Origin of the sequence: Dyadobacter jejuensis (genome assembly GCF_003149085.1) — a bacterium.
GTDB classification, from domain to species: domain Bacteria; phylum Bacteroidota; class Bacteroidia; order Cytophagales; family Spirosomataceae; genus Dyadobacter; species Dyadobacter jejuensis.
This window is the reverse complement of record NZ_QGDT01000001.1, coordinates 864,574-883,019: the sequence shown is the minus strand read 5'-3', so window position 1 is coordinate 883,019 and position 18,446 is coordinate 864,574. Positions and strand designations below refer to the sequence as shown.

Annotated in this window: 15 protein-coding genes and 1 pseudogene; 10 read left to right on the top strand and 6 right to left on the bottom strand. The window is 48.3% G+C overall.

Going from position 1 to position 18,446, the window contains the following annotated elements:
- Nucleotides 1-18 precede the first annotated feature (18 nt).
- The 7 genes from CLV98_RS03610 to CLV98_RS23645 all read left to right on the top strand — a co-directional run bounded on the left by CLV98_RS03610 (nt 19) and on the right by CLV98_RS23645 (nt 8,710).
- Nucleotides 19-1,578, top strand: a complete 1,560-nt coding sequence (locus CLV98_RS03610) for an acyl-CoA carboxylase subunit beta (protein WP_109672836.1) — start codon at nt 19-21, stop codon at nt 1,576-1,578.
- 3 nt (nt 1,579-1,581) lie between these two features.
- The gene (locus CLV98_RS03605; protein ID WP_109672834.1) at nt 1,582-2,082 is read left to right on the top strand and encodes a GyrI-like domain-containing protein; all 501 of its coding nucleotides are present in this window, start codon (nt 1,582-1,584) and stop codon (nt 2,080-2,082) included.
- Nucleotides 2,083-2,254: 172 nt separating this feature from the next.
- Nucleotides 2,255-3,199: a family 16 glycosylhydrolase gene (locus CLV98_RS03600; RefSeq protein WP_109672833.1), complete on the top strand. Its 945-nt coding sequence runs from the start codon at nt 2,255-2,257 to the stop codon at nt 3,197-3,199.
- 216 nt (nt 3,200-3,415) lie between these two features.
- Nucleotides 3,416-4,693, top strand: coding sequence for a Gfo/Idh/MocA family oxidoreductase (locus tag CLV98_RS03595; RefSeq protein ID WP_109672831.1), 1,278 nt, complete (start codon nt 3,416-3,418; stop codon nt 4,691-4,693).
- 68 nt (nt 4,694-4,761) lie between these two features.
- Nucleotides 4,762-8,217, top strand: coding sequence for a 3-keto-alpha-glucoside-1,2-lyase-like domain-containing protein (locus tag CLV98_RS03590; RefSeq protein ID WP_109672829.1), 3,456 nt, complete (start codon nt 4,762-4,764; stop codon nt 8,215-8,217).
- Between the two features lie 89 nt (nt 8,218-8,306).
- A complete protein-coding gene (locus CLV98_RS03585; protein ID WP_146202225.1) occupies nt 8,307-8,570 on the top strand; it encodes a hypothetical protein in 264 nt (87 codons plus the stop codon).
- Nucleotides 8,567-8,710, top strand: coding sequence for a hypothetical protein (locus CLV98_RS23645; RefSeq protein ID WP_170120652.1), 144 nt, complete (start codon nt 8,567-8,569; stop codon nt 8,708-8,710). Before CLV98_RS03585 ends, CLV98_RS23645 begins: the two co-directional genes overlap by 4 nt.
- On the opposite strand, the pseudogene CLV98_RS24115 reads toward CLV98_RS23645, so the two are convergent.
- Nucleotides 8,694-8,988 (bottom strand): annotated as a pseudogene (locus CLV98_RS24115) (GIY-YIG nuclease family protein). The gene CLV98_RS23645 and the pseudogene CLV98_RS24115 sit on opposite strands and share 17 nt — an antisense overlap.
- On the opposite strand from CLV98_RS24115, the gene CLV98_RS03575 reads away from it, so the two are divergent.
- The 3 genes from CLV98_RS03575 to rbp all read left to right on the top strand — a co-directional run bounded on the left by CLV98_RS03575 (nt 8,981) and on the right by rbp (nt 10,990).
- Nucleotides 8,981-9,262 (top strand): hypothetical protein, encoded by a 282-nt coding sequence (locus CLV98_RS03575; RefSeq protein ID WP_109672825.1) that lies wholly within the window; start codon nt 8,981-8,983, stop codon nt 9,260-9,262. The pseudogene CLV98_RS24115 and the gene CLV98_RS03575 sit on opposite strands and share 8 nt — an antisense overlap.
- Nucleotides 9,263-9,594: 332 nt before the next feature.
- On the top strand, nt 9,595-10,428 hold the full coding sequence (locus CLV98_RS03570; protein WP_109672823.1) for a strictosidine synthase family protein: 834 nt from the start codon (nt 9,595-9,597) through the stop codon (nt 10,426-10,428).
- A 46-nt stretch (nt 10,429-10,474) separates the two neighbouring features.
- Nucleotides 10,475-10,990, top strand: coding sequence for an RNA-binding regulator (gene rbp / locus CLV98_RS23830; protein WP_229203186.1), 516 nt, complete (start codon nt 10,475-10,477; stop codon nt 10,988-10,990).
- Between the two features lie 180 nt (nt 10,991-11,170).
- Here the strand turns inward: rbp and CLV98_RS03560 are convergent, their stop codons facing one another.
- The 5 genes from CLV98_RS03560 to CLV98_RS03540 all read right to left on the bottom strand — a co-directional run bounded on the left by CLV98_RS03560 (nt 11,171) and on the right by CLV98_RS03540 (nt 18,375).
- Nucleotides 11,171-12,361 carry a nucleoside permease gene (locus CLV98_RS03560; protein ID WP_109672821.1) on the bottom strand — a complete coding sequence of 397 codons (1,191 nt, stop codon included), beginning with the start codon at nt 12,359-12,361 and terminating at the stop codon, nt 11,171-11,173.
- Between the two features lie 34 nt (nt 12,362-12,395).
- Nucleotides 12,396-15,032 (bottom strand): DNA mismatch repair protein MutS, encoded by a 2,637-nt coding sequence (mutS, locus tag CLV98_RS03555; protein WP_109672819.1) that lies wholly within the window; start codon nt 15,030-15,032, stop codon nt 12,396-12,398.
- A gap of 88 nt (nt 15,033-15,120) precedes the next feature.
- A complete protein-coding gene (locus tag CLV98_RS03550) occupies nt 15,121-15,711 on the bottom strand; it encodes a pseudouridine synthase (RefSeq protein WP_109672817.1) in 591 nt (196 codons plus the stop codon).
- Nucleotides 15,712-15,757: 46 nt separating this feature from the next.
- Nucleotides 15,758-16,531, bottom strand: coding sequence for an exodeoxyribonuclease III (locus tag CLV98_RS03545; RefSeq protein WP_109672816.1), 774 nt, complete (start codon nt 16,529-16,531; stop codon nt 15,758-15,760).
- A 20-nt stretch (nt 16,532-16,551) separates the two neighbouring features.
- The gene (locus CLV98_RS03540) at nt 16,552-18,375 is read right to left on the bottom strand and encodes a hypothetical protein (protein WP_109672814.1); all 1,824 of its coding nucleotides are present in this window, start codon (nt 18,373-18,375) and stop codon (nt 16,552-16,554) included.
- Between the last annotated feature and the right edge of the window lie 71 nt (nt 18,376-18,446).

Here is an 18,446-nt window from a genome sequence, read left to right as displayed (position 1 = left end):
AAACCCAAGCATAGAAAAATGGAATCGAATCGAATCGAAAAGACTAAAAAGGAGACTTTAGACCGTAAAAATGCTGAAGCCATGCTCGGCGGAGGAGAAAAGCGAATAGCCGCTCAGCATAAGAAAGGCAAGCTCACCGCTCGTGAGCGTATTTCTGTTTTGATGGATGAAGGAAGTTTTGAAGAGATCGGACGATTCGTGTTGCACCGAAGTAAGGACTTCGGCCTCGATAAAGAGCATTACTTGGGCGACGGCGTAGTAACAGGCTATGGAAAAGTCAATGGTCGGCTCACCTATGTATATGCACAGGACTTTACCGTATTCGGTGGGTCCTTGTCCGAAACCCATGCCGAAAAAATATGCAAAATCATGGATATGGCCTTAAAAAATGGGGCGCCTATCGTAGGTCTCAACGATTCGGGCGGGGCGCGTATCCAAGAAGGTGTACTCTCCTTGGCGGGATACGCCGATATATTCTACAAAAACACCCTAGCCTCTGGGGTCATCCCGCAGCTTTCGGCCATCATGGGACCCTGTGCTGGAGGAGCTGTATATTCCCCAGCCATTACCGACTTTATTCTGATGGTCGAAAACACGAGCTATATGTTCGTTACCGGCCCCAACGTGGTAAAGACGGTGACCCATGAAGAGATCACTTCCGAGGAGCTTGGAGGAGCCATGACCCACGCTTCCAAGTCGGGGGTTACTCACTTCGTCGCCGAAAATGAAATAGAATGCCTGTTGTCGATAAAGAAATTGCTCAGCTACATGCCGCAAAACTGCGTAGATGAACCCTCTCTTTGGCCCTATACCCTTGCCGACGAATCCAGGACTCTCCTCGATACCATTATCCCCGAAAACCCCAACCAACCCTACGACATGCGGGAGGTAATTGGCCAAATTGTGGATGAAGGAAGCTTTCATGAGGTCCACGAGCATTTTGCCGAAAATATAGTAGTCGGTTTTAGCCGTATCGCGGGTAGAAGTGTAGGCATAGTGGCGAATCAACCCGCCGTATTGGCCGGAGTGCTCGACATCCACGCCAGCCAAAAAGCGGCCCGATTCGTGCGCTTTTGCGATAGCTTCAATATACCGTTGTTGGTATTGGAAGACGTACCTGGCTTTTTACCAGGCAGCGATCAGGAATGGAACGGCATCATCACCAATGGTGCTAAGTTGCTCTATGCATTTTGTGAGGCCACCGTGCCGCGCATCACCGTCATTACCCGCAAAGCCTATGGCGGTGCTTACGACGTTATGAATTCCAAACATATCGGCGCCGACCTCAATTTTGCCTGGCCATCGGCCGAAATCGCCGTGATGGGTGCCAGCGGTGCCGCCGAAATCATCTTTAAGCGAGAGATTGCCCAGGCCGAAAACCCCAGCGAAAAGCTGGCAGAAAAGGTTGAAGAATACACCAATAAATTTGCAAACCCATTCCGTGCTGCACATCGGGGCTATGTCGACGAGGTGATATACCCCTCTCAAACCCGTGAAAAGCTTATTCGTGCCTTCGAAATGCTCGAAAATAAAGTCGCCCATTTGCCTAAAAAAAAACATGGCAATATCCCTCTATAAATAATGACCGAAATATCCTGGCCTCATCGTATCGTTACTAGTGCCCCACGAAAACTCGTAGGCCAGCACCTTACGATGAGCCTAGCCGACAATCATACCTTCCGACTCTGGCAACAATTCAGATCCTTACAACAAAGAATCACCAACCCGGTATCGGCCGACCTCTTTTCTGTTCAGATATACCCCAACGGTTTTGACTTTACCTTTTCGACCCTCCACTCCAGTTTCGTAAAATGGGCAGCCATCGAGGTCCTCGACTTCCAGTCTGTACCTCCCGAAATGTCGACCCTCGACCTACCAGGCGGCCTTTATGCCGTTTTTAATTACCAAGGCTTACCCACCGATCCTCGTATTTTTAGATATATCTATGGAGAATGGCTTCCCAATTCTCCTACCTATACGCTGGACCATCGTCCTCATTTCGAAATCCTAGGCAACCTTTACCGTCATAACGACCCCCAGTCGGAAGAAGAAATCTGGATTCCGATCAAAACAAAAGCTTAGACACTAGCATTCCTTTCCATTTTAGTCGCTGTCTATTTTTTATCCAGTTCTACTCGCTGGTATTATGCAATATTTCCCCCAAATCGCAATAGTTTAAAAAATCTAACCTATTCACCACCTCGGCCATAGGTTTCCATCAAATACTTTCTTTAACCTAGTACAGCGATTAGTTATGTTCAAAACCTCGTTATTCCTTTTGTGTGCAGCCCTGTATTTCTCCTGTAAAAATAACGGAAACGATGTCCCAATTCCCGAAGTAGAGCCTCCTCAAATCACCTACGATTGGAAAGACGTACCCGTACCAGCAGCAGCTGGATCAGGCAAAAAATGGAAATTACAAAGCCTTTCCGACGACTTCAACTACCAGGCAGAAGCCAAAAACAAAGGCCCTGAATTTTTAAAGAAATGGACCGATTTCTACCATAATAACTGGTCAGGCCCGGGGCTGACGATCTGGGACAGGGCTCATTCGCTAGTGGCCGATGGCAGGCTTCAGATCCCCGCCAGCCGGGTAGCAGGAACCAACAAGGTAAACACCGGCTGCATCACCTCTACCGAAAGGGTGATATACCCGGTCTATATCGAAGCCAGGGCCAAAATAAGCAACTCTACACTGGCGTCGGACGTATGGCTACTCAGCCCCGATGATACCCAGGAAATAGACATCCTCGAAGCCTATGGCAGTAGTTACTCGGCAGGGGCAAAAAAAGACCTCACCTGGTTTGCCGAAAGAATACATATCAGCCACCACGTATTTATAAGGTCACCATTTCAAGATTATCAGCCCACCGACCCCGGCAGCTGGTATTATAATGGTACCCTATGGCGTAACGACTACCACCGGTTTGGCGTCTATTGGAAAGACCCTCTCCATCTCGAATATTATATCGACGGCAAGCTGGTCCGTACCGTTTCAGGACTAGAAACGATAGACCCCAAAAACTTCACGGGCGGTACCGGGCTAAACAAAGCGATGGATATTATTATCAACGTAGAAGACCAAAACTGGCGCTCCGACCAAGGCTATACCCCTACCGACGAAGAACTCGCCAATCGAGAGGACCATACCTTCAACGTCGACTGGATAAGGATCTATAAACCAGTAGACCTTCAATAAAGCACCAGTGGCTAAACAGTAAGGACTACCTTGAGCACCCATCCCACATCGGTGGCACGGCTTCGCGCTGAGCCACCGCCCCCTAGCTAGTGGATACAGACGCCAATAATTAGGAATATAAGATGGGAACCCAAAGAAAATTGTTACTTTCTAAAATTTGTCATAATTTCATGGATATTTTTTAATAAATATTACTATTTACTAAACCCATTGAAAATGACAGAAAAAACTCAAAATTCGGCTTCCAGAAGGAAGTTTATCAAGGGGTCGCTGGCTACCTTGGCCACCTTTTCCATCGTTCCACGACATGTTTTGGGAAAAGGATTTTTAGCTCCCAGCGACACCCTCACCAAGGGAATCGTGGGGGTAGGTAGCATGGGTAGAGGACATATCCCCTATGCCGGCACCAAGGTAGTGGCCATCTGCGATGTAGACAAAAAACACATACAGATCGCTTCAGACTTGATAGGTGATAAGGGGTTAAAAACCTTTTCGGACTATCGAGAACTCATCCAACTTCCAGAGGTAGACATCGTACATGTAGCCACCCCACCACATTGGCACGGGATCATAGCGGCCGATGCCGCCCGAGCTGGCAAAGATGTATGGTGCGAAAAGCCCATGACGCGAACCATTGGCGAAGGCAAACGCCTCGTAGAAGCCGTACAACAACACGGCCGGGTATTTCGCCTCAACACCTGGTTTCGCTTCGACTCCAACTTTTACGGAATGAACACCACCGTAAAACCCATCAAAAAGCTAGTTCAATCGGGACTCTTGGGGTGGCCCCTCAAAGTTACTGTCAGCAAGCATACTGGCTTCGACTGGAAGTTTTACTGGGTAGGAAAAACCGATAACAAGCCCGAAACCGTACCTGCCGAGCTTGATTATAATATGTGGCTGGGTCCCGCTCCCTATAAACCGTACAGCGCACACCGCACTCATGGGACGTTTAGAGGTTACTGGGACTATGATGGTGGCGGACTAGGCGATATGGGCCAGCATTATATCGACCCCATTCAATATTTCTTGGGCAAGGACGACACCAGCCCGGTAAGTGTAGAGATAGATGCCCCTCAACAGCACCCAGAAGCGGTAGGAACCTGGCGACGTATCACATACACCTATGCCGACGGCTGCCAGATCGTATTGGATGGAGAAGGAAAAGACGAAAACGTGGCCTATATTGAAGGCCCGAAGGGCAAGTTATACCCTAACTTCGAGTCGGACATTCCCGATCTTAAGCGGAAACTTGCGGCATTCCCTGACCCTGAACCTCAGGTAACCGACTTCGTGGATGCAGTGGTGAACAGGAAAAAGTTTGCCTTAAACGAAGAAAATGGCCATCGTTCTTGTACGATTGTCAATATGGGATTGGTAGCGCTACGGCTGGGTCGCTCTCTAAAGTTCGACCCCATCAAGCAAGAGTTTATCGACGACGAGGGAGCTAACCGACTCATCGATCAGCCCATGCGTGACCCTTGGACCATCTAGCGATCCGCCATTCAAAAAATCCTATTTAGTAAGATCATCCAGTCCTGGGGTACCAGGCAACCCATTTTATGAAAAAACAATATCAACTTATTGTCCTCCTTTGCCTATTCGCCGTTCAGTCCTGGGCACAGACCGACGCCGGGCGAACCCTGTCGACGAAGGTAGCGGATATATTGGCCCAAACTCCCGCCAACGACGCCGCCAAACTGAATAAAAACAACGAAAACATAGCCGAATTAGGGGTAGAAGGCCTCGTACAAATGGCCACAATGCTGGTTCCGGCCGACAAAGGCGACAACAGCAAGGTAAAATTTGCCTTGGGAGGTTTTACCTTCGCCGCCACCAAGTCGGGTCACGAAGCCTGGCGAAAGTTAGCAGCCGCCGCCTATGGGCAAGCATTACCTAAGGTGTCGGACACCTATGGAAAGGTCTTTTTGATCTATCAATTGCAACAGGTAGGCCAAGATGAATCCGTAGCCTTGCTAAAATCATACCTTTCCGATAAAGATTTGGTGGGCCCTGCCTCCAGAGCACTCGCCCGTATAGGCACCGAACAAGCGGGTAGCGCCTTGCTAGAAGGTTTTGCCACTGCCAAGGGGGAAGGACTATTGGCTATTACCGAGGCACTGGGAGAAGCTAAGATCGTTTCGGCTGCACCAGCCATAGAAAAAAATGCCACAAGCTCGGACGAGACCCTTCGTAAGATCAGTCTCTTCGCCCTATCCGAAATCGCCTCTCCTTCGTCGATGGCCACCTTACAAGGTGCTGCCAAAGCGGTAGGCTTCGGATACAACGAGTCGGATGCTACCGCAGTATACCTGAAATACCTGGCCCGTTTAAGCCGGAATGGCTCGGCCGATATAGCAGAAAAAGCCGCATTAACATTGATCAAGGCCGGTACAAATGCGATACCCACTGCCACCCGATCGGCAGCATTGAAGGTGTACGCCGACAGCAAAAAGGATGGCGCCACGCCTATCCTTACCACCGCCATAAAAAGTGACGATGCCCAATACCGGGCAGCAGCCCTTAAACTAGGACAAAAATACACCCTGAGCTCCGGAAGCACCTCCTGGCTTAAGGCCATGAAAAAGGCCAAGCCAGAGGTGCAGGCCGAGGTAATCCGGATGCTTGGCGCTTCGGCGTCTCAAGATGCCCTACCGGTGGTACTGAAATCCATGGCCTCTAAAAATACCTCCTTGAAAATGGCGGCGATATGGGCAGCCGGGAAAATTGGCGGTGAGTCGGTAGTAGGACAATTGATTCCCCTACTAAAAACCGGCGACGCAGCCGAAATTGCCACCATCCAGTCGACCCTACAGACCATGCAAGGCACCGATATGGTGAATCAGCTAGCCAGCGCTCTCCCCCAATTGCCCGCCTCTGCTCAGCCAGCGGCCATCGCCGTTTTGGCGGGACGATCGGCCAACGCCAGCTTGCCCACCGTTTCCAAACTACTCACCAGTACAGACGCCGACGTGAAGGCTGCCGCTTATGAAGCGCTACCCTCGCTGACCACTGCCAGTGATTTGCCACAGCTCTACGCCTTGGCCAACACCGCTGCCAGCGCTTCCGAACTGAACAACGTACAGCAGGCCATTGCCTTAGCAATTAAGAAAACAGGGTCAACGGCCGACCAGAGTAGCAAAATCCTGACCCAAATGGCCTCAGCTCCCAAGGCGGCACAAGCCAATTACCTAGAAGTGCTAGCAGCTATTGGGGGAAGCCAGGCCCTTGAAGCCGTAGCAAAGGCTTATACCAATGGAGATGCCGCTACCAAAAAAACGGCCATTGACGCCCTCTCCCATTGGACCGATGGCAGTGCCGCTATTGAACTCCTCCGTATTGGCCAAAACACCAACGACAGCCAGGAGCTACAAGCCGCTTTAGCGGGCTATGTGTCGGCTATCAAAAAGTCGACTAGCACCCGTGCTAACAAGGTGATCATGCTCCGAGAAGCCATGAACATTGCAAAAACGAAGGCTCAAAAAACGATGATCCTCCAGGAGATTGGCCGTACCAGAACTTTTAACGCCATGGTGTTTGCCGGCCAGTATCTCGACGATGCCGAACTTCAACAAGCGGCGGCTCAGGCGGTGATCATGACCATACTCGCCAACAAGGAGTTCTATGGTACTGAAGTGCGCAGTCTACTAAACAAATCTCTAGCACTGCTAACCGGAAATGAAAGTGAATACCAAAAGGCACAGATCCGGAAACATCTGGCAGAAATGCCCGAAGGCGAAGGCTTCGTCTCCCTATTTAATGGCCAAGACCTTACCGGATGGAAAGGCCTCGTGGCTAACCCCATTAAGCGCAACCAAATGTCGGCCGACACCCTGGCCTATAAACAGAAAATAGCCGACCAACAGGCCATGAAAGACTGGGTAGCCAAAAATGGTGAACTGGTATTTACTGGCCATGGAGATAACCTCTGTACTATCAAGGAATATGGAGACTTTGAAATGTATGTGGACTGGAAAATCCAGAAAGAAGGGGATGCGGGCATCTACCTACGAGGAACCCCTCAAGTACAGATCTGGGATACGTCTAGGGTATCGGTAGGAGCCCAAGTAGGCTCTGGTGGGCTTTATAACAACCAAAAGCACCCTAGCAAACCCTCCCAGGTGGCCGACAACGCCATAGGCGAATGGAACACCTTCCATATCACCATGGTAGGCGACCGGGTCTCGGTTGACCTTAACGGCATCAACGTAGTCAATAACGTTACCCTGGAAAACTACTGGGATCGTTCCCTACCTATTTTCGCTAAGGAACAAATAGAGCTGCAGGCCCATGGCACGGAAGTGGCCTACCGCGACATCTATATCCGCGAGATCCCTCGCCCTGAGCCCTATCAGCTGACAGCCGAGGAGCAAAAAGCGGGTTATAAAGTCCTTTTCGACGGCACCAATATGCACGAATGGATAGGTAACAAAACCGACTATTTTATTGAGAATGGGGAGCTCGTCATCGACCCTACTCGGGGAGGTAGCGGCAACTTGTATACCAAAGACGAATACAGCGATTTTGTTTATCGCTTCGAATTCCAGTTGACCCCTGGCGCTAATAATGGCCTAGGGATTCGCGCTCCGCTCACTGGCGATGCTGCCTATGTAGGAACGGAGTTGCAGATCTTGGACAACGATGCCGATATCTACAAAAATCTTAAAGAATATCAATACCACGGTTCGGCTTATGGGATCATCCCCGCCAAAAGAGGCTACCTAAAACCAGTGGGCGAATGGAACTACCAGGAGGTCTATCTTAAAGGCTCACATGTAAAAGTGACTCTGAATGGTACGGTAATACTGGATGGTGACCTAGCCGAAGCCAGCAAAAACGGCACCGCCGATCACCGCGACCACCCTGGCCTACAGCGTACCAGCGGGCATATCGGCTACCTAGGCCATGGCAACCCACTACGCTTTAAAAACATCAGAATACTCGACCTAGCCAAAGCATCTGCCGAGGCACCTGTCGAAAGCGGTAAAAAAGGCAAAAAAGCTAAAGGAAAAAAATAAGCCCGTAAGCCGAATTATAAACCCGAAAGCCTGATCCGAATAGTTTCCGATCAGGCTTTCGGGTTTTTTATTTGGTAGGGGGGCTGCCTTTGCCTTCTGCCTTCGACTCCGCTCAGGCAACGAGTCAGGCAACGGCTGTGGCGTCGGCTGTGGCATCGGCACAGGCAACGTTACCCATCCGCCACCCACCCGCCCACCGGTTGAGCGGAGTCGAAACCAGCGGAGCCGAAACCAGCGGAGCCGAAACCAGCAATGCGACAAAACTACCTTTTGCTTTTGCTTTTGCCTTTGCCTTCGACTCCGCTCAGGCATCGGCAGTGGCGTCAGCTCAGGCACCGCCACCCGCCGGTTGAGCGGAGTCGAAACCAGCATCACTAACACCCGCCACCTACCCGCCCGCCGGTTGAGCGGAGTCGAAACCAGCGGAGCCGAAACCAGCAATACCAAAACCAACGGTACCCAGTGGCAGCATTTGGCTATTTTTTATTTTTAGAATGTGTTATATTTTGACATACGGATAATAAGTGAAGATTATCGGGGCGATTTTTTATTAGTGCTTCTTTCTTTTTTCTACTCCAACCTTGCACCTGTTTCTCCCTATAATAGGCTTCATCTATTCTGCTAAATTCCTCATAGTAAACAAGTTCAACAGGCAGATGTTTTTTTTGTATGATTGGCGCCTTCACCATTTTGGTGTTGCTGAAAACGCAGCTCTAAATTATTGGTACTGCCAGTATAATAGCTCTCGTCAGCGCACTTCAATATGTACATATATCCTTTCATAGGCTTTAATTTTGTATGGGGACATTGTTGCCTTTGCCTTCCGCCTTCTGCCTTCGCCTTCGCCTTCGACTTCGCTCAGGCATCGGCACCTACCCGCCGGTTGAACGGAGCCGAAACCAGCGGAGTCGAAACCAGCAATACTACAAAACTACCTTTTGCTTTTGCCTTCGCCTTCTGCCTTCGACTCCGCTCAGGCATCGGCAGTGGCGTTGGGATTGAGTCTGCTCTGGTTCGAATCCATCATGGAGTGAGGCTGAAGTGAAGTTACTAAACCAAGAAAAAGCATTGAACTTGCTTTATATCATAGCTTCAAACAAAATGGAACTACCTATTTGACTATCAAGTATTTGGTTTCTTTAGGTTACCATCAAATTAAAAAATGGAGGATCTATCGTTTTCATTTAGGAGCCCATTCCTACCCTCCTTAGCCTATCGGGCGATATCAATCCTTAGCTTGCATGGATGGATATGAACTTTTTAAAAAAAAATAAAATATATCTATAAATATTCGAGGCCATTTTTTTACTAAATTTGGTTAGTTAAAATGTACAATTTCAGAAGTTCAGGTCAAATATTTTTACAATAACACTTCTTATGAAGCTTCGTTACGTCTTTTTCAGCTTAGTTACGCTATGGGTTTCTAGTACCTGCGTACAAGCACAGCGGCAACTCACCAAGCTATGGGAAACCAAGGCCGAGCTCCCCATACCCGAATCGGTGCTATTTAGTGCAAAAGACAAATTACTCTATGTGTCCAATATAGATGGTAAGGCTTCCGAAAAAGATGGGCAAGGTAGCATAGGGAAAGTCGACCTTAAGGGCAATATTATTGACAATAATTGGGTGTCGGGCCTGAACGCCCCCAAGGGCATGGGCAAAATGGGTTACAGCCTCTATGTGGCCGATCTAGACGAGATCGTTGAGATCCATACCAAGACGGGGGAAATTATTAAAAAGCACCCGATAGAAGGAGCCAAATTCCTCAACGATCTGACCATAGATGCCAAAGGAGCAATATACGTGACAGACACCCAGACCAAAAAGATTTACAAAATGCAGGATGGGGTGGTCACGACCTACCACGAAAACCTGACCAGGCCCAATGGATTATTGGCCTTAGGCACCGATCTACTCATTGCTGACAACGGCGTACTAAAAAGACTTTCTGGAGCGACTAACCTGACCATCGTAGCGGAAGGAATGGAACCCAGCACCGATGGTATTCAAGAAATAAAACCTGGAGAATATCTGGTGAGCTGCTGGACCGGGACTGTCTACACCGTAAAAAGTGATGGGACCATCAATAAAATACTCGACACCAGTGCCGAAAAGATCAATGCAGCGGACATTGGTTACGACAATCGTAAAAAAATAGTATATGTACCCACTTTTATGAAAAACAGTGTGGTAGCTTACCAGCTTAAATAAATATCTTTGTATCTCACAATCTAAAACAATCAAACTGGCGTTTTGTATGGACATTTTTGTAGGGAGTCTTTCTTTTAAACTTAAAGAGAGCGAGCTGCGGGAAGCTTTTGAAAAGTACGGAGAGGTAAACTCCGCAAAAATCATTATCGATAAGATTACCCGCCAAAGCAAAGGCTTTGGTTTCGTAGAAATGCCCGACGAGGAGCAGGCCCGATTCGCAATCAGCCAGCTCAATGGCGCGGAAATGCATGGTCGTCCCCTTGTTGTCAATGAGGCGCAGAAAAGAGAGGCCAGTGCTCCTAGGCCCGCTCGCCCCAATCCTAGGCCTACATCTTCTGGCGATCGCTACACCCCTTCCAGCACGGAAAGAAACACCGATTTTGGGGCTTCAAGCGAGGAAAAACGTGGTGAACGCGTCTTTCGCGACGCCGATAAGCCTGCAGGTGGCAGCCGTTACAAAGACTATGGCAAAGGCCGTGGAGAAGGCAAGAAAAATATGGGTTCAAAAAGAGGTGACTCTCGTCGTGGTCGTAATACCGACTTTAACGACGACTGGTACTAATCTTTATAGCTATAAACAAACAGAACCGACCGGAGCAAGGCTTCAGTCGGTTCTGTTTGTTTAGGCTCCTTTACCTTCGATAGGTATGCTTGGCCGGGTCCTCATTCCAATAACAGGACCCATATAACCACTAGCGGAGGCACCAGAAGTATTGACCGACAGCGGTTATTGACCTTTTCCTTAATTGGCGGCCTTTACTTTATTGTCTTTAAAAAACAGGATAAACAGTACTAAGACAATGGCCGATATCCCTGCGGGCACCATCCAGATGCTCGACCAATCTTTTATACCATCCACGGTATAATGGTCGGCCACCAATCCGGCTAATGACGACCCTATAGCCATACCAATACCGTAGGTTGCAATGGTGATCAATCCCTGAGCTGAAGAACGGTATTTTTCACCGGCCTTGCTATCCGTATAAATCTGGCCCGTCACAAAGAAAAAGTCATAGCATACGCCATGTAAAATAATGGCCAAATACAGCAACCATTCGGTGTTAACGTCCCCATAGCCAAATCCAATAAATCTTACAATCCATGCAATAAGCCCAACGATTAGCATCCACTTTACACCAAGCTTTCTAAATGCCAAAGGAATAAGGAGCATAAATACTACCTCCGAGGCTTGGCCCAGTGACATTTTATTTTCTACGTTGGTCATTCCAGCATCTGTCAAAGATGGGTTGGCCATGGCATAATAAAACGACAATGGAATACAGATCAGCAGGGAAGAGATAAAGAAAATAGCGAAGGAACGGTCCTTAAACAGGGTAAAAGCATCTAGGCCTAAAATGTCAGAAAAAGAGGTACTCGTACTCGGTTTGGGGGGGGTATTTGGCAAAAAGAAAGAATATACCCCTAACACGGCCGCAGTCACCATCGAAATTTTAAAAATCATGACGTTATCGCCAAAGCCATAGAACCCAATGATATTACTCACGACGATCCACGCCACGGTTCCCATCACCCGAATGGCCGGAAACTCCTTCTCGGAGTCCTGCACCTGCTGCATGGCAATGGAGGTGGTAAGGGCCATGGTAGGCGCGAAGGTGATACAATAGGCTAGAATGACCCAAAAGAAGGTGTCGGCATCGGTAACACCCGTCAGGAAGTACAGTAGGCCTGCTCCAGCCAGGCTGAGTACCCCCAATACCTTTTGGGCGGCAAAGTAACGGTCGGCGATCATCCCGACAAAAAAGGGAGCGATGATCATGGCTATCGAAAATGCGGCATAGGCATTCCCTACTTGCTGGCCAGTAGCCCCTAGCTGAGTAAACATATACTTACTCATTTGACCATACCACGATCCCCATACGAAGTATAAGAGGAACATCATGGCCATTAACTGAAATCGGGTGGAATTTTTCATTTATAAAATTTAAGGATATAGGATAATTACACTTCTATTTTTGAAGTAACTTTTGAAGTTCATTCAGCTTCAATAAGGCTTCGATGGGCGATAAGGTGTTGACATCCAACGCCCCGATCTTTTCTTTTAGCTCTTCCATACGCGGGTCGGCGGGCTCGAAAATACTCAGTTGGTAGTTATTTTTAGGAACTTCCTTCATTTTTTTCTTATGATGCTCCGCCTTATGGTCCTTCTCGAGATGTTGCATGATTTCGCTGGCCCTAAGCACGATCGGCTGAGGCATACCGGCGATCTGCGCCACGTGTATACCAAAACTATGGGCACTGCCACCTGGCTTGAGCTTCCGCAGGAATATCACCTTATTATCTACCTCTTTGACCGCCACATTGAAGTTTTTAATACGTGGAAAATCGTCGGCCAACTGATTCAATTCATGATAATGCGTCGCAAAAAGGGTCTTGGGCTTAAACTTCTTTTGGCTATGCAGGTATTCGGTGATGGCCCAAGCTATGGACACCCCGTCGTAGGTACTGGTTCCCCGGCCTATTTCATCCATCAGCACCAAGCTCCTATCGCTCAGGTTGTTGAGGATACTCGCCGTCTCGGTCATTTCGACCATAAAAGTACTCTCTCCCCGGCTGAGGTTATCGCTAGCCCCTACCCGAGTAAAAATCTTATCGACAATACCCATCGTAACGGCACTAGCAGGGACAAAGCTCCCCATCTGTGCCATGAGCACGATAAGGGCTGTTTGCCGCAAAAGGGCAGACTTACCCGCCATGTTGGGACCAGTAATAATGATGATCTGTTGGGTATTGTCATCCAAATATAGGTCGTTAGGAATATAGGACTCTCCTACGGGCAATTGTTGTTCAATCACCGGATGCCGTCCTGCCTTTATGTCCAGCTCTTTACCCTCCGTCAATACCGGTTTGGTATAATGATGCTTCCTGGCCACGGTGGCAAAGGAACTGAGGGTATCTAAGGTCGAAATAACGAAGGCGTTTTGCTGAATCGTGCTAATATATTCGGATGCCGTGAGGACGATATCGTTGAACAACCGAAATTCGATGGCATTGATCCTATCCTCAGCATTGAGTATTTTCTCTTCATACTCCTTCAGTTCGGGGGTAATATAGCGCTCAGCATTGACAAGGGTTTGTTTACGAATCCAGTCGGAGGGCACCTTGTCCTTATGGGCATGCGTTACTTCCAGATAATACCCAAAGACCCGGTTATAGGCAATCTTCAACGATCCTATGCCCGTACGCTCCATTTCGCGATTTTGCAGTTTTACCAGATAGTCCTTGCCTTCGTAGGAGATCGCATGAAGTTCGTCGAGCTCGGCATCGACCCCCGACCGTATCATTTTACCTTGATTGGACAGTATCGGGGCGTCGTCTCTCAGCTCTTTTTCTATTCTTTCTACCAAAAAACTACAGGTATTGAGCTGATCGATATAGCGGTTCAGGGTGGCTTTTACCGTACTGGATTTGTCTATTTCGCCACTACTGCGCAGCTGGCTGAGCAGATCTTTGATAGGACCTATTTGGCTGAGGGATCTTTTCAGCTGCACCAGCTCCCGAGGGTTGATACGCCTTACGGCTACTTTGGATATCAGCCGCTCTAAGTCGCCCATTTGCTTCATGGCGTGAATAAGCCCTTCGTGAAGCTCTGGATTTCCTAAGAAATAAGCCACCGTATTCAGCCTTTCCTCTATCGGCGCCCGGTCTTTGAGGGGAAGCACCACCCATTTTCGGAGCATACGCGCCCCCATGGGCGTTACGGTATGGTCTAGGATCTGGATGAGGGGCACCCCTCCTTCTTGCTGCGGATACACCAGTTCGAGATTCCGGATCGTAAATCGATCGAGCCATACATACTTCTCCTCTTCTAGCCTGGTGACGTTGCCAATATGGCCTACTTCCCGATGCTCCGTTTCGCGGAGGTAGTGCAGGATAACGCCAGCGGCAATAATGCCCATGGGCAAATTATCGATCCCAAAGCCTTTGAGCGTGGTCGTCTGAAAGTGGGTCGTAAGTTGCTCATACCCGTAGTCATAGCCAAAACACCAGTCCTCTAGCTGAAAGGTATGAAACTTCCCTCCGAAGAGGTTATTGAATTCGGCCTTATTTTTCTTACAATAGAGCACCTCCGAAGGAGAGAACCCTTGCAGCATTTTGTCGACATAGGCGGCATGGCCTTGGGAGGTCATAAACTCCCCAGTCGACATATCCAAGAAGGCTACACCGTATAAGTCGTCGCCACCAATATGCACCGCTGCTAAGTAATTGTTACGGCGCAGGTCCAGCACGTTGTCGTTCATAGACACCCCGGGCGTTACAAGTTCGGTAACTCCACGCTTCACGATCCCTTTGGCCGTAGACGGATCCTCCAGTTGGTCGCAAATGGCCACACGCTCCCCAGCCCTTACCAATTTGGGCAGGTAGTTGTCCAGTGAATGATGCGGGAAACCGGCCAATTCCTCATGGGCTCCTCCATTATTACGCTTGGTAAGTACTATTCCCAGGATTTTGGATGCCCTTATGGCATCTTCGCCGAATGTTTCATAGAAATCGCCTACCCTAAAGAGCAGCAACGCTCCGGGATATTTGGCCTTAATCTGGTTGTACTGCTTACTAAGGGGAGTCTCTTTCTTTGCCTTTGCCAATGAATCTTATTTTGAAATTGTGTAACCACAAAATTAACTCTTCTATCTGGTTTGGCAAGATTTGGCAGGGAATACCCCAAAATTATCGTCAGCGATACAAAGCGGCAATATCGGCTTTACGAAGCTCCACGACCATTCCGGGCAGGAGCAGGTCAAAGTCCGACAGCCGTATAGCCCCTATGGACCAGCGTACTAGACGAAGCGTAGGGAAGCCTACGGCGGCGGTCATCTTACGCACCTGACGGTTTTTGCCCTCATGTAGCGTTAATGCGACCCAGGAGGTCGGTATGTTTTTTCGGAAGCGTACAGGTGGGTTTCGCTCAGGAAGTGTGGGCTCTGGTAGGAGTTCGGCTCCGGCGGGTAGGGTCTTATAACGCTTTCCGTTTATCGAAATAGACACCCCTTTCCTAAGCATTACGCATGCCGGCTCATCAATATCCCCCTCCACTTGGCTATAGTAGGTTTTAGAATGTTTGTTTTTGGGATCGAGAAGCTTTGTCTTTAGAAAATTGTCGTTGGTCAGTAGCAACATTCCCTCGCTGTCAGCATCGAGCCTACCCACGGGATATATATCTTTGTCAAATTCGTACTCCAAGTCGGCCAGGGTGGGGTGCTCGCCCTCCTTAGTGAACTGCGACAACATACCAAAAGGCTTATATATTAAAAAATAACGGTACAAATCTCGATGGTTTAAGCTTGGGTATTAAGTAGCCAGATACGTTTCTTTAGGAAGGGAATTGGAGGTCGAGCCATACCGGACAATGGTCGGAATGAACAGCGTCGTTAAACTGCCGGCTACCCAGAATACGCCCCTTCAATGGCTCTGAAACGGATATATAGTCAATACGCCACCCTTTGTTGTTGGCCCTGGCTCCTGCCCGGTAGGTCCACCAGCTGTATTGGACGAGTTCAGGATTTACATGCCTGAAGGTATCAATGTTTCCGGCGGCGAACCATTGGGTCATCCACTCCCGCTCTTCGGGCAAGAACCCCGACGACTTTTGATTGCCCTTGGGATTATGAATATCCATTTCGGTATGTGCGATATTATAGTCCCCACAGATTACGACATTGGGGCGTTCCTTCTTCAGCGCTTCTACCCAGATCAAAAAATCGGCTAAAAACTTCATTTTAAGGGTTTGGCGGATATCCCCGGTCGTACCCGATGGAAAATAACAATTCAACAGGGTAACATCTCCAAAGTCGGCCCGTAAAATGCGTCCTTCACTATCGTAAACGGGGATCTGCATCCCTGAAGAAATATAATCGGCTGGGATTCTCGAAAAGATGGCTACCCCACTATATCCTTTTTTCTCGGCAGCATGCCACCCCACCAGCTTGTAGCCCAAAGCTTCGAATGGGCTAAGATCGACCTGGTCGGGAGTAGCTTTCACTTCCTGAAAACATAAAATATCGAAATTGTGCTGACTCAACCAGTCTATCAATCCGTTTTTTATGGCTGCTCTAATGCCATTGACATTATAGGTAAGTATTTCCATGATTCTTCGAATCGTTATTTTTAATGAATATTTAAGGACTTGTTGGTGTTCCAATACTGATCGTCGTTGGTTACTAACCAAACGGCATAGCTTCTATTACTGGCGGGTAGTTTCATCCGATATAACCCATATTGATAGGTATCGCTATAATATCGGTTTTGCAAAAACATACTCCACCAATCGAGCGGCTTAGGAACTGCAGGAAGCAGAAGGGTATGGGTGCTATCTTTAAGCACAAAATATTTCACCTGCTCTGCTCCCAGTGGACTCGCCTCCAAGGTTAAGAAATCGGAGGCTAGGTTGGTCCAATCGGTCCGAACCTCCGAACGGACTTTAAATTCCCCTAAAAAGGGTCTTTGCGCCGTATTATGCTTCGCAAAATTCAAGAAATTTTCGGCTGACGGAGCAACGTTCACCTTGCTGATCCCGTCCTCAGAGATGGCCTCCATGAGTTGTTTCATACGCGTAGGATGATTCCAGAAGGGCACATCCCCATATTTATCTCCCTGGGTGAGGAAGGTATTATACTCGCGCCAATAATAGCCATCGAGGGCCAAAGATTCGTACGACTGCCGTAAGTCGACCAGCGTGAGGTAGTAGCTACAAAAATGTAAGGAAATTACCCCCAAAAAACTCAAAACACCAGAGACGAGTAACCCTCTTGGCGATTTTTTTAGCATGACCAACACACAGGTATACATCAGAGCGAGCAATACCACTCCGAATATCATATAACGTCTAGAGAATATGGCACCTCCATACATAAAAAAGCCTCCTGAAGGACGGCTAATGACGAACATCGCTCCAGTCCCCATGATAAACATAGCGGCTCCTAATAGGAACCAAAACGTCCAGGTAAGCTTGGGCATGGTGACGATCCGAAGCAGCCAGAAAAGCAGAATGATGGTAAAAACGAATCCTAATACTGCACACCAAACCATATCGGCATGGAAATAATTGACCAAGGGATGCGGGACATTCAGATACAGGGCGTTGCCCCAAAAACCCCATAGTAATAGCAGGTTGTAGAAAGGATGCCTTAATACACTTTCGTTATCGGACTGAATGATGGTATAATCGTAGGTAAAGTAAAAAATAACCACGGCTATAGTCAGCATCACCCACACTACCAGTCGTTTATATTTCCTTTTAAATGCCAAAAACAGAGCCCCAATGATCCAAGTCAGCAAGCCACTACCACTGATAAAAGTGGTAACCAAGGCGGCAAAAAAGCCGAGGAACCATCCGCCTCGGCCCGAGCGGCTCAGGCCATACACCGACAAGAATGCCATAAAAATTAACGGGGTATTCTGTATGGCGGCTATCCCCCAATACGCGTTTTCACTGTATACCAGATTAAACAACATATAAGGCACCGGTATGAAATAATGCCAATGGATACGCTCCGACTTGAAGATAAGATAAATCAACAGCAAAACGCCCAGCATAAACAGGTTGCCAATAAAAACCAATACGGGCACACTTACGGTTCCGGTGCTGTAATACATAGCCAGCATCACCAGCCGTTCGAAGGCAAAACGGTGCTGATTGACCTGCTCGAACAAGGCACTACAAAAGCTGGCCAAATCCTGGGCGCGATGGAGCTTGGATATGGTTTCAAACAAATTATAATCGTCGGTAAAGGGAACCGGACTAACGTAAGTTACTAACAGAGCAAAAAAGTAAACGATCGGTAGAAAGATAAGAGATACCCCGGCGGCTGTCCGTAAGGAACGAAGCGAAGGGACCACAAAACTTAGGCCAAACATTCCTACCAAAAGAATAACTAGTTCCACATACTGCGGAAAATACGGATTGTTCATAAAAATATCTGGTATCGTCATACGGTTGTTTAGCAACCAAAATGCCCTCAGATGTAAAACCATTCCGAAGGCATATAGGATTCTGTTACTGG